Origin of the sequence: Actinomadura opuntiae (assembly GCF_030283205.1) — a bacterium.
GTDB lineage: Bacteria > Actinomycetota > Actinomycetes > Streptosporangiales > Streptosporangiaceae > Spirillospora.
In genome coordinates, this window is sequence record NZ_JASNWF010000010.1 from 370,980 (window position 1) to 385,084 (window position 14,105).

Sequence of the window (14,105 nt, forward strand, 5' to 3'; positions counted from 1 at the left end):
ATGGCTGAGGACAATACCGAACTCGTCGAGGCCCTGCGTTCGGCGCTGAAGGAGGCGCAGCGGCTGCGCGAGCAGAACCGCGCGCTGGCCGAGGCCGCGCGCGAGCCGATCGCGATCGTGGGAATGGCGTGCCGTTTCCCCGGCGGCGTCGATTCGCCGGAGGGCCTGTGGCGGCTGGTGGCGGACGGGCGCGACGCGGTCGGGGAGTTCCCCGCGAACCGCGGATGGGACCTCGACCGCCTCTACGACCCGGACCCGGAGAGCGCGGGCACCTCCTACGCCCGGCACGGCGGGTTCCTCTACGACGCGGCCGAGTTCGACGCGGGCTTCTTCGGGATCAGCCCGCACGAGGCGCTCGCGATGGACCCGCAGCAGCGGCTCGTGCTGGAGACGTCCTGGGAGGCGATCGAGCGGGCGGGGATCGACCCGGTGTCGCTGCGCGGCAGCCGCACCGGCGTGTTCGCGGGGATCATGTACCACGACTACGCGTCCCGGCTGGCGTCCGTCCCCGCCGAGCTCGAGGGCCTGGTCGGCAGCGGCAGCTCCGGCAGCGTGGCGTCGGGCCGCGTCGCCTACACCCTCGGGCTGGAGGGGCCGGCGGTGTCGGTGGACACGGCGTGCTCGTCGTCGCTGGTGGCGTTGCACTGGGCGAAGCAGGCGCTGCGGTCCGGCGAGTGCGACCTGGCGCTGGCCGGCGGCGTGACGGTGATGGCGGCGCCGGACACCTTCGTCGAGTTCTCCCGGCAGCGCGGCCTGGCGCCCGACGGCCGGTGCAAGTCGTTCGCGGCGGCCGCCGACGGCACCGGATGGGCCGAGGGCGCGGGGATGGTGCTGGTCGAGCGGCTGTCGGACGCCCGCCGCAACGGCCACCCGGTCCTCGCGGTGATCAAGGGCAGCGCGATCAACCAGGACGGGGCGTCCAACGGCCTGACGGCCCCGAACGGGCCGTCGCAGCAGCGGGTCATCCGCGAGGCGCTGGAGAACGCGGGCCTGGCGTTCGCGGACGTCGACGCGGTGGAGGCGCACGGCACCGGCACGCGGCTGGGCGACCCGATCGAGGCGCAGGCGCTCATGGCGACCTACGGGCGGCACCGCCCGGACGGCCGTCCCCTGTGGCTGGGCTCGGTGAAATCGAACTTCGGGCACGCGCAGGCGGCGGCCGGTGTCGCGGGCGTCATCAAGATGGTGATGGCGATGCGGCGCGGGGTGCTGCCGCCGACGCTGCATGTGGACGAGCCGTCGCCGATCATCGACTGGTCGGCGGGCGAGGTGGAGCTGCTGACCGAGGCGCGCGAATGGCCGGAGCACGGCCGTCCGCGCCGGGCGGCCGTGTCGTCCTTCGGGATCAGCGGCACGAACGCGCATCTCATCCTTGAGCAGGTACCCGACGAGCCGGCACCGGCCGAGCGAGAGCCGGAGCCGGAGGTGGTTCCGTGGATGCTGTCGGGCCGCTCGCCGGAGGCGCTCGCGGGGCAGGCGCGCGGGTTGCTGGAGTGGCTGGAGACGGCCGGTCCCGAGCGTGCGAGTGCGGCCGACGTGGCGTCCTCGCTGTCGCGGCGGTCGCTGTTCGAGCATCGCGCGGTGGTCGTCGGCGCCGGATGGCAGGACCTGGCCGCCGGGCTGGCCGACCTCGCCGGGGGACGCGAGAACCCGGCCGTGGTGACCGGGGCCGTGCGTCCCGGCGGCGCCGGCGGCGTGGTGTTCGTGTTCCCGGGGCAGGGCTCGCAATGGCTGGGCATGGGGCGCGAACTGCTGACGTCCTCCCCGGTTTTCGCGGCGGAGATGGACCGGTGCGCGAAGGCGTTCGCCGAGTTCGCCGACTGGTCGCTGCCGGACGTGGTGCGCGGCGAGCCGGGAGGCCCCGACATCGCCCGCGTGGACGTGATCCAGCCGGTGCTTTTCGCGATCATGGTGTCGCTGGCGGAGCTGTGGCGGTCGGCCGGGGTCGTCCCGGACGCCGTCATCGGGCACTCGCAGGGCGAGATCGCCGCCGCGTACGTCGCCGGGGCGCTGACGCTGCGGGACGCGACGCGGATCGTGGTGCTGCGGTCGCTGGCGCTGCGCGAGGTGGCCGGGACGGGTGCGATGGCGTCGGTCATGGCTCCGGCGGAGGCGGTGCGGGCGCGGCTGCAGGACGCCCCGGCCCTCGCGGTTGCGGCGGTGAACAACCCGTCCACGACCGTCGTGTCCGGCCCGCAGGAGGACGTGGAGAAGTTCCTCGCGGCCTGCGAAACCGATGGGATCAAGGTCCGGCGGATCGCCGTGGACTACGCCTCGCACTCGCCGCAGATGGAAATGCTCCAGGACCGGCTGCTGACCGAGCTGGCGGGTGTCGCGCCGCGCACGTCCACCATCCCGCTCTACTCGACGGTCGCCGGGACGGTGCTGGACACCTCCGAGCTGACGGCGCCCTACTGGTACGACAACCTGCGCGAGACGGTGCGCTTCGAGCAGGCCGTTCGCGCCGCGATGGACGAGGGCCACGGCTTCTTCATCGAGGTCAGCGCGCATCCGGTGCTGACCGTGGGGCTGGAGGAGACGTCCGAGACGGCCGGCCCCGCGACCGTCGTCGGGACGCTGCGGCGCGGCGAGGGCGGCCTGGACAGGTTCGTGCGTTCCGCCGCCGAGCTCCACGCCTCCGGCGGGCGGGTCGACTGGTCCGCGTTCACCGCCGGGGGGCGTCGGGTCGACCTGCCGACCTACCGGTTCCAGCGCCGAACGTACTGGCTGGCGCCGACGGCGCAGTCGGGCGACGTCGGCGCGGCGGGGCTCAGCGCGGCCGGACATCCGATGCTGGGTGCGATGACGGAGCTGCCGGCGCTGGACGGGATGCTGTTGACCGGCCGTTCGTCGCCCCGGCTCCACCCGTGGCTGGCCGACCATGCCGTCCTCGGCCATGTGATCATGCCCGCGGCAGGGTTCGTGGAACTGGCGATGCACGCCGCCGACCAGGTGGACCATCCCGTCGTGCGGGAGCTGACGGTGCAGCGGCCGCTGGTGTTCCCGCCGGACGGCGGTGTGCGGCTCAACGTGACCGTCGCCGAACCCGACCCGTCCGGCGACCGCCTCGTGTCGTTCCACTCCCGCCCGACGGACGGCGGCGACGGACCATGGACGCTGCACGCGCAGGCGGTGGTGACGGCACAACCGGCCAAGCGCGCGCCGCTGTTCGGGATGAAGCGCTGGCCGCCGGTGGGCGCGCGGGCGGTCGACGTCGAGGCGGCGTATGCGGCGCTGGCCGACCAGGGTTACGCGTACGGGCCGGCGTTCCGCGGCGTGCGGGCGCTGTGGCGGCGCGGCCAGGAGGTGTTCGCCGAGGTCGGCGCCCCGGACGGGGTGGAGGTCGAGGGCTTCGGGATCCACCCGGCCCTGCTGGACGCGATCGTGCACGCCCGCCTCCTCGCGGACTCGTCCACCGGCCTCGGCGCGGCGGACGAGCAGGTGCGGGTGCCCTTCCTGTGGGAGGGGATGTCGCTGCACGCGGTGGGCGCCACCGCGGTGCGGGTGCGCATCGGACCGGCCGGAGAGGACGCGGTGTCGGTGCAGGTCGCCGACGAAGCCGGTGCCCTGGTGCTGAGCGTGGAGTCGCTGGTGACGCGGCCGGTCTCCAAGCGGGCGCTGGCCGCGGCCGCGAGCACGGGCCCGGACGGCCTGTTCGAGGTGCGCTGGTCACCGGTACCGATCCCGGAGACGGCTCCAAGCGCCGCGCCGTGCACCACGTGGGACGAGGCGGACGCGGCCGATGGCGCGGCGCCGTCCGTGGTGGTGTGGGAATGGATCTCCGGGCCGGACGCCGACGTGGTGGAGTCGGCGCATCGAGCGACGCACGAGGCGTTGGCGGTGCTCCAGTCGTTCTCGGCGTCGCCGCGGTTCGCCGAGTCCACGTTGGCGGTGGTGACGCGGGGCGCGGTGCCGTTCCCCGATGACGACCTGACGGACGTGGCGGCCTCGGCGGTGTGGGGGCTGGTGCGGTCGGCGCAGACGGAGAACCCCGGCCGGATCGTGCTCATCGACGCCGACACCGACCTTGCGGACGCGGCGCGGCTGCTGGAGCTGGGCGAGCCTCAGCTGGTGGTGCGCGGCGGCGTCGCCCACGCCGCCCGGCTCGTCCGCGCGGAGAATCCGCAGCCGGAGACCGCCGACGAGGCGGATACCGGCGACGGCCCGCGTCCCGGCTTCACCGGATTGGACGGCGGCGCGGTCATCGTCACCGGCGGCACCGGCGGAGTCGGCGGCGTGCTGGCACGGCGGCTGGTCGAGGCGCACGGCGCGGGATGCGTGGTGCTGGCCGGACGCCGCGGCGCGGACGCCGACGGGGCCGCCGACCTCTCCGCCGACCTGGAAGCGGCGGGCGCCGCCGTCCGCGTGGTGGCCTGCGACGTGTCCGACCCGGCGGCGGTGGCAGACCTGGTGGCCTCGGTGCCGGCGGAATTCAAGCTGCGCGGCGTCGTCCACGCCGCCGGGGTGCTCGACGACGGAGTGATCCAGTCGCTGACGCCGGAACGGCTCGACCGGGTGCTGGGGGCCAAGGCGGACGGCGCGTGGTACCTGCACGAGGCGACGAGGGACATGAAGGTGTCGCTGTTCGCGGTGGTGTCGTCGCTGTCGGGCGTGATCGGTGCCCCGGGGCAGGGCAACTACGCGGCGGCGAACGCGTTCCTGGACGCCCTGGCCGTGCACCGGCGGGCGCTCGGGCTCGCGGGGCAGTCGGTGTCCTGGGGACTGTGGGGCGAGGCCCGCGGCATGTGGGGGCGGCTGGGCGACGAAGGCGAGGCGCAGATGCGCTCCGCCGGGGTGCTGCCCCTGAGCAACCCGCAGGCCGCCGGGCTGTTCGACGCCGCGGTGTCCGCCCCGGCCGGGCACCTGGTCGGCGTGCGGTGGGACCTGCCGGCGCTGCGCCGGCTGGCCGGAACAGGCGATCTGGACCCGCTGCTGCGGGACCTGGTCCCCGCCGCGCGGCGCACCGCGTCGGCCGGGGAATCGGTGTCGCAGCTGGTGTCCCGGCTGCGCGGCACGGACGACGCCGGGCAGCGCCGGATGCTGGTCGAGCTGGTCGCCACGCACGTGGCGGCGGTGCTCGGCCACACCGGTCCGGACGCCGTGGACGCGGCCGTGCCGCTGCAGGACCTCGGCCTGGACTCGCTGGGCGGCATCAAGGTCCGCAACCGCCTGCAGGCCGCCACCGGCCTGGCACTGCCCGCGATGCTCGTCTACGGCAATCCGACCTCCGCGGCCCTCGCCGAGCACATTCACCAGCGATTGATTCCGGCGCCCGGACAGGAAAGGCGACCGCCCGAAAGCGGAGCGTGACCCGCTCCCGCCGGCGATTCACGCGGGCATCGCGATCGGTCGGGTGCGAATCTTCCGCACCCGACCCGCCGCCAATAAACTCACCGGGACGGCCGGTCTCCGACACCATAACCTCAGCCCATTTCCGCGTGGTCGGGACCGTTGCCGACCACCGTTGAGCGGGATGACCGCCGACAGTAAATTGGCCGCCACGGCGCAGGCCCGGACCGCGCGGCTTCCGAGAGGGTGACGATGCTTCCTTCGCGTTCGTTCGGTATGTCGTCGGCGCAGAGGGAGTTGTGGTTGGCGCAGCGTCTGGCGCCCGACATCCCCAATAACCCGTGCCTGGTCGTCGACGTCCAGGGCGACGCCGACGTCGAACTCTTCGAGACCGCGCTGCGGACGCTGCTGGACGAGGCCGAGATCCTGCGGGTCAATTTCCGGGAATGCGAGGACGGGCTGCGCCAGGTCGTCACCGACGCCGCCGAATGGGCCCCTTTCCGCCACGACGTCAGCGCCGAACCCGACCCGGAGGCCGCGGCGCGCGACCTGGTGGAGTCGATCGCCGACACCTGCTTCGACCTGGACCGCGACGTCCTCGTCCGGGCCGGGACGATCCGGCTGTCCCCGTCGCGGATCCAGCTTTTCCTGGGCTTCCACCACCTGGTCACCGACGGTTTCGGCATGGCCATGCTCGTCGGCCGCGTCGCCGAGCTGTACGCGGCGGCGCGGACGGGCCGTCCGGCACCGGAACCGGCGTTCGGCGACGCCGGCGTCATCGCCGGGGAGGACGCCCGCTACCGCGCCTCCGAGCAGTTCGCCGCTGACCAGGACTTCTGGCGCGGCTACCTGGGCGACGTCCCCGACCCGGTGCGGCTGATCGGCGAGCGGAGCTCCGACACCCCCGACCTGGTGCGCCGCAGCGCCGTCATCTCCCGCACCGAACTGACCGAATGGGAGCAGGTGGCCGAGTCGGTCGGGATGTCGGTCAACGGCCTGCTGTCCGGCGCGGTCGCGGTCTTCTACAACCGGATGTGCGGGCTGCGGGAATTCGTCTTCTGCATCACCAGCGCGAACCGATCCGGCGCGACCGGATCGTCTCCCGGCCTGATGTCGGGCATGGTGCCGGTGCGAATCGCCGTGCCCGTGACCGCCGGTTTCCTCGAGGTCGCCGAGCACGTGGCGGAGCAGTCCCGTACTGTCATGCGGCACGGCCGCTGCCAGAGTTCCGACATCCGCAACGCGATCGGTATCTCCAACGCCGGCAACGGTGTTTTCGGACCCATTCTCAACATCATTCCGTGGGGCGATCCGCTCGATTTCGGCGACTGCCGCGGATTCGTCACCGACATCCGTTTCGGTGCCGTGCAGGACCTGACGATCACCATGCTCGGCGACGCGCGCCCCGGCCACGGCATGTCGATCTACGCCGACGGGAACGCGACCATGTACGGCGGCGCCGACATGGAGCTGTTCCTGCAGCAGCTGCTCAACATCGTCCGCGCGGTCGTCGACGACCCGTACGTCCCGGTGAGCCTGCTGGAGATGATGGACCCGGCACAGGCCCGCCAGGTGCTCGTGGAATGGAACGACACCGCGCGCGAACGGGACCCGGCGACGATCGTGCAGGCGTTCGCACGCCACGTCCGCGCGACCCCGGACGCGCCCGCCGTGGTGAGCGGCGACCGGACGCTGACGTATGCGGAGCTGGCCGCGTGGTCGGACCGGCTCGCCGGGCGGCTCGCCCGCCGCGGCGCGGGACCCGAACTCGTCGTCGGCCTGGCGTTCCCCCGCTCCGTCGAGTTCCTCGTGGCGGTGCTCGCGGTGCTGAAGACCGGCGCCGCGTACCTGCCGATCGACGTGAACTATCCGCGCGACCGCATCGAGTTCATGTTCGCCGACACCCGGCCGGTGCTGGTGCTGGCCGCCGAGGAGTCGGTCGAGGTCGTCCCCAAGTCCGGCGGCGACGTGCTCACCTTCGCCGACATCGACGGCGACGCCGACGCCGAGACCGGGGCCGGGCCGCGGCCCGCGGGGCCGTGCGGGCCGCTGAGCCTGGCGTTCGTCATGTACACCTCCGGGTCCACCGGCGGCCCGAAGGGCCTGATGATCACCCACGAGGACGTGGTGGCACTGGCGCGGGACCGGCGCTTCGCCGGCCTCGACCGGGTGCTGCTGCACTCGTCCCTGTCCTTCGACGCCTCCACCTGGGAGATCTGGGTCCCGCTGCTGAACGGCGGCCGGGTGGCCGTGGCCCCGCCGGGCAACGTCGACGCGGTGGCGCTGCGCGACCAGATCGCCGCGCACGGCCTGTCGGGCGCCTGCGTCCCGACCGGCCTGTTCGCCGCCGTCGTCGAGCAGGACCCGTCGTGCCTGGCGGGCCTGTCCCAGGTCTGGACGGGCGGCGAGGTGCTGCCGGTCACCACCGTGCGGGAGATGCGCGAGCACTGCCCGGACACGCTCGTCGTCAACGGCTACGGCCCGTCGGAGATCACCACCTACTGCCTCGCGCACGCCGTCCCCCCGGACGAGGACGTCTCCGCCGGCGTGCCGATCGGCACCCCGCTGGACAACATGCGGATGTACGTCCTCGGCGCCGGCCTGGTCCCGGTGCCGCCCGGCGTGGTCGGCGAGCTGTACATCGGCGGCGACGGCATGGCCCGCGGCTACCTCGACCGGCCGGCCCTGACGGCGTCCCGGTTCGTCGCCGACCCCTTCGGCGGCGGCGGACGGCTGTACCGGTCCGGCGACCTGGTCCGCTGGAACCGCTCCGGCGAGCTGCTGTTCGTCGGACGCGTCGACAACCAGGTGAAGATCCGCGGGTTCCGTATCGAGCCGGGCGAGGTCGACACCGTCCTCGCCGCGCACCCGCGGGTGACCCGCTCCACGGTGATCGTCCGGGACGGCGACGACGGCCAGCCGGCAGGCGAGAAGCAGCTCGTCGCCTACGTCGTCGTCGAAGGCACGGCCGATCCCGAAGCGGTCGCATCGGAATTGCGCGAATTCGTTGCCGGGCGGTTGCCGGAGTTTATGGTGCCGGTGGCGTTTGTGGTGTTGGAGCGGTTGCCGTTGACGGCGAATGGGAAGGTGGATCGGGCTGTTTTGCCGGCTCCGGTGTTGGTGTCGGGTGGGGTGTATCGGGCGCCTGGTTCGGTGGAGGAGGAGGTGTTGGCGGGGATTTTCGCGGAGGTGTTGGAGGTGGAGCGGGTGGGTGTGGATGATGATTTTTTTGCGTTGGGTGGTCATTCGTTGCGGGCGACGCGGTTGATCGGTCGGGTGCGGCGGGCGTTTGGGGTGGAGGTGCCGATTCGGGCGGTGTTCGATCATCCGACGGTGGCGGGGTTGGTGGGGTGTGTGCGGTCGGGTGGCGGGGTGCGTCCGCGGGTGGAGGCGGTGGCGCGTCCGGAGCGGTTGCCGTTGTCGTATGCCCAGAGCCGGCTGTGGTTCCTCTACCGGTTCGAGGGCCCGTCGGTGACGTACAACCTGCCCGTCGTGCTCGACCTGCACGGGACGGTCGACCCGCAGGCGCTGGACGCGGCGTTCCGCGACGTCGTGCTGCGGCACGAAAGCCTGCACACCGTCATCGGCGACGAGGACGACGACGGCGAGGCCTACCAGCGGATCCTTCCGCATGACGAGGTCACCGCCGAGGTCGCGACCCGCACGGCCGGTCCCGGCGGCCTGGCGGACGCCGTCCGGGAGGAACTGGCGTACCGCTTCGACCTCCGCGCGGAGCTCCCGATCCGGGCCTGCCTCGTCCAGGGCGGACCCGACGAGAACGTGCTCGTCCTGCTGATGCACCACATCGCCGGGGACGGCGCCTCGATGGCGCCGCTCATCCGCGACCTGGTGTCCGCCTACACCGCGCGCGCGACGGGCGAGCAGCCCGCGTGGGAGCCGCTGCCCGTCCAGTACGCCGACTACACCCTGTGGCAGCGGCGGCTCCTCGGCGACGTCGAGGACCCCGGCAGCCTCGTCTCCCGGCAGCTCGCGCACTGGCGCCGCGAGCTGGACGGCCTGCCGCAGCCGACGGCACTGCCCACCGACCGGCCGCGCCCCGCACGCGTCGGCTACCGCGGCGACACCATCGCGTTCACCATCGGCGCCGACCTCGCCGAAGCCGTCGAGCGGCTCGCACGCGAGCACGGTGCGACGGCGCCGATCGTGCTCCAGTCCGCGCTCGCCGTCCTGCTGTCTCGGCTCGGCGCAGGCGACGACGTGGCGATCGGATCGCCCATCGCCGGACGCACCGACCCCGCCCTGGACGACCTGGTCGGCTTCTTCGTCAACGACTGGGTGCTGCGCGTCGACCTGTCCGGACGCAAATCGTTCGAGGAGATCGTCCAGGATGCCAGGGAAAAGGCGCTCGCGGCCTACGCCAACCAGGACGTCCCGTTCGAACGGCTCGTGGAGCTGCTGAACCCGCAGCGGTCCACCGCCTACCACCCGCTTTTCCAGGTCATGTTCGTCTGGCACAAGGACATCTGGCCGGACCTGACGGCCCCGCAATTGACCTTCGAGCCGTACATGAACATGACCGAGGGGCTATCGGTCGCGAAATTCGACCTCACCATGACGCTGACCGAGGCCGGCGCGGACGGCGGGATCCAGGGATATCTGGAATACGCCCTCGATCTGTTCGACCGCGACACCGCCGTCCAGCTCGCGGACCGGTTCGTCCGGGTACTGGAGCAGGCCTTGGCCGCGCCGCGGGACGCGGTCGCCGCGATCGACGTACTGGACGCGGACGAACGCCGCCGCGTGCTCACCGACTGGAACGACACCGCGCGCGACACCGCGCCGCGCCCCACCGTGCCGGAGGCGTTCGCGGCACAGGCGGCCCGCACACCCGACGCACCGGCGGTGGTGTGGGAGGACACCACCCTGACGTACGCCGAGCTCGACGCCCGGTCCGACCGGCTCGCGGCCGCCCTGACGCGCTGGGGCGCCCGGCCGGAGACCCTGGTCGCGCTCGCCGTCCCGCGCTCGGCGGACATGATCGTTGCGGTCCTGGGCGTGCTGAAGTCCGGCGCCGGATACCTGCCGCTCGACCTCGGCTACCCGCCGGAGCGGATCGAGTTCGTCCTCGCCGACGCCGCACCGGCCCTCGTCCTCGCGACGGCCGAGACGTCCGCGGCGGTGCCCCGTACCGGCGTTCCGGTGCGGACCCTCGAAGAGGTGGCCGCAGTACCGGACGTTCCCGCCGGGCCGCCCTCGCCGTCCGGTCTCGCGTACGTCATGTACACCTCCGGGTCGACGGGCGTGCCCAAGGGCGTGGCCGTCACCCACGCCGACGTCGTCGCGCTGGGCACCGACCGGCAGTTCGCCGGGCTGGAACGCGTGCTCGTCCACTCCTCCCAGGCGTTCGACGCCATCACCTTCGAGATCTGGGCGCCGCTCCTGACCGGCGGCTGCGCGGTCGTCGCCCCGCCCGGCGACATCGACGCGGTGGCGCTGCGCGACCTGGTGAGCCGATACGGCGTGACGGCCGCGTGGCTGCCCGCCGGCCTGTTCGCGGCCCTGGTCGACCAGGATCCCCGGTGCCTGTCGGGCCTGTCCCGGCTGTGGGCGGGCGGGGACGCGCTTCCCGCCGCGACACTGCGGGCGCTCTGGGAGCACTGCCCCGGCACCCGGCTGACCAACGGATACGGCCCCACCGAGACCACGACGTTCGCGCTCACCCACGCCTTCTCCGGACAGGAGGACCTGTCCGCGGGCGTGCCGATCGGCGTACCGCTGGACGGCATGCGCGCCTACGTCCTGGACACCGGGCTGGCTCCCGTACCGCCCGGCGTCATCGGCGAGCTTTACCTCGCGGGCGACGGCCTCGCCCGCGGCTATCTCGACCGGCCGGGCTTCACCGCGTCCCGGTTCGTCGCCAACCCGTTCGACGGCGGTGGTGAACGGCTGTACCGCACCGGCGACCTGGTCCGCTGGACGAAGACCGGCGAGATCGTCTACGTCGGCCGCAACGACTCCCAGGTGAAGGTGCGCGGATTCCGCGTCGAACCCGGCGAGATCGAGGCGGTCCTCACCGCGCACCCCGCCGTCGCCCAGTCCGTCGTCATCGCCCGCGACACCGACACCGCGAGCGGGTCCAAGCAGCTCGTCGCGTATGTGGTCGTCGAGGGCGCGGTGGACGCGGATGCGGTGTCGTTGGAATTGCGTGAGTTTGTGGCTGGGCGGTTGCCGGAGTTTATGGTGCCGGTGGCGTTTGTGGTGTTGGAGCGGTTGCCGTTGACGGCGAATGGGAAGGTGGATCGGGCTGTTTTGCCGGCTCCGGTGTTGGTGTCGGGTGGGGTGTATCGGGCGCCTGGTTCGGTGGAGGAGGAGGTGTTGGCGGGGATTTTCGCGGAGGTGTTGGAGGTGGAGCGGGTGGGTGTGGATGATGATTTTTTTGCGTTGGGTGGTCATTCGTTGCGGGCGACGCGGTTGATCGGTCGGGTGCGGCGGGCGTTTGGGGTGGAGATGCCGATTCGGGCGGTGTTCGATCATCCGACGGTGGCGGGGTTGGTGGGGTGTGTGCGGTCGGGTGGTGGGGTGCGTCCGCGGGTGGAGGCGGTGGCGCGTCCGGAGCGGTTGCCGTTGTCGTATGCGCAGAGCCGGCTGTGGTTCCTGTACCGGTTCGAAGGCCCCTCGACCACCTACAACCTGCCTGTCGTCTTGCGCTTCACCGGCGACTTGAATGTCGAGGCTCTCTCTACCGCTTTGCGCGATGTGGTGGTGCGGCACGAAAGCCTGCGGACGGTGATTGGCGAGGATGAGCGGGGGGTGGCGTTTCAGCGGATTGTTCCGGCGGATGAGGTGGCGGTTGAGGTTCCGTTGCGTCGGGTGGAGCCGGAGCAGGTCGCGGGTGTGGTGGCGGAGGCAGTGGCGTATGAGTTCGCGCTGGAGACGGAGATTCCGATTCGCGGCTCGCTTTTCCAGTGTGGTGAGGACGAGTACATCTTGGTCGTCCTGATGCACCACATCGCCGCCGACGGTGCCTCGATGACGCCCTTGGCTCAGGATCTGTCGGTGGCTTATGCCGCACGGGTAGAGGGACAGGAACCGGGATGGGAGCCGCTGCGGGTTCAGTACGCCGACTACACGCAGTGGCAGCAGGAGCTTCTCGGAGAGCCGTCCGACCCCGGCAGCCTCGTCACCCGGCAACTCGCGCACTGGCGTAAGGAACTGGCAGGTGCGCCGCAGCCGTTGCCGCTGCCCACCGATCGTCCACGTCCCGTACGGCCCAGCTACCGCGGCGACACCGTGGAATTCCCGATCGACCCGGAACTGGTGGCCGGGGTCGAGCAGGTGGCACGCCGGCATGGTGCGACGGTGCCGATGGTGCTGCAGGCGGCTTTTGCGGTGCTGTTGTCGCGGTTGGGTGCGGGTGCCGACGTCACGATGGGCTCGCCGATCGCCGGCCGCACCGACCCCTCCCTCGACGACCTGATCGGATACTTCGCGAACAACTGGGTTCTGCGTGTCGATGTGTCGGGTGGGCGGTCGTTCGCGGAGGTTGTGGATGAGGTGCGGGATAAGGCGTTGGCGGCGTATGACAACCAGGATGTGCCGTTCGAGCGCCTGGTGGAGCTGCTGAACCCGGAGCGATCGACTGCCTATCATCCGCTTTTCCAGGTCGCCTTCGTCTGGAACAAGGACGTCCTCCCCACCATCACGTCATCGGACGTCCAAGTCTCGGTCGAGCAGCCTCCGAACGAGACAGCGAAATTCGACCTCACCCTTCGGCTCACCGAAGGCGACGACGGGGAATCGCTTCACGGCAGCCTGGAATACGCGATGGATCTGTTCGACCGGCAGACCATCGAACAGCTCGCGGAGCGTTTTGTGCGTGTGTTGGGGAGTGTGGTTGGTGATGTGGGCGGTTTGGTGCGTGGGGTCGAGGTGTTGTCTGGTATGGAGCGGTCGCTGGTAGTGGGGGAGTGGAACGACACCGATCTTGGTGTGCCGGGGTGGGTGTTGCCGGGTGTGTTCGAGGCGGTGGTGGCGGGGTCGCCGGATGCGGTGGCGGTGGTGGCTGGTGGTGTGTCGTTGAGTTATGGGGAGTTGGAGGGTCGGGCGAATGCGTTGGCGTTCGAGTTGATCGGGCGTGGTGTGGGTCCGGATGTGTTGGTGGGTGTGGTTTTGGGTCGGTCGGTGGATTTGGTGGTGGGTTTGTTGGCGGTGTCGAAGGCTGGTGGGGCGTATGTGCCGGTGGATCCGCAGTATCCGGGACCGCGGATGGAGTACGTGCTGTGCGACGCGGCCCCGCTGGTGATCGTCACCGATCGTAAGACTGATGAGGTTCTTCCGGACGTCGGTGTTCCGCGGGTCTATGTGGAAGACGAACGACCGACGGTGGAGCGCGCGCCGACGGACGCCGATCGTGGTGGGCGGTTGGTGCCGGAGCATTTGGCGTATGTGATCTATACGTCTGGTTCTACGGGCGCGCCTAAGGGTGTGGGTGTGCCATTCGGCAGCGTGGTCTCACTGTTTGTGGGGACGGATCATTGGGCTGGGTTTGGTCCGGGTGATGTGTGGGCGTGGTGTCATTCGCAGGCGTTCGATTTCTCGGTGTGGGAGATGTGGGGCGCGCTGCTGTACGGCGGTCGTGTGGTGCTGATGCCGTGGGATGTGGTGCGCTCACCGGCGGATCTGTGGCAAGTGCTGGTCGATGAGGGCGTGACCGTGCTGAGCCAGACGCCGGCGGCTTTCTACGGGCTGATCGAGGCGGCCGACTCGCAGATGGTGGCGGAGTCGGCGTTGCGGATGGTGGTGCTGGGTGGTGAGGCGGTGGATCCGGCGCGGCTGCGGGGTTGGTGGGGGTTGGC

Annotated in this window: 2 protein-coding genes; both read left to right on the forward strand. The window is 71.4% G+C overall.

Features of this window, described 5'->3' with window-relative positions; translation table 11 throughout:
* Positions 1-5,310 (forward strand): type I polyketide synthase, encoded by a 5,310-nt coding sequence (locus QP089_RS23640; RefSeq protein ID WP_285914037.1) that lies wholly within the window; start codon positions 1-3, stop codon positions 5,308-5,310.
* A gap of 255 nt (positions 5,311-5,565) precedes the next feature.
* On the forward strand, positions 5,566-14,105 hold an 8,540-nt coding region (locus tag QP089_RS23645), incomplete at its 3' end, for a non-ribosomal peptide synthetase (RefSeq protein WP_285914062.1).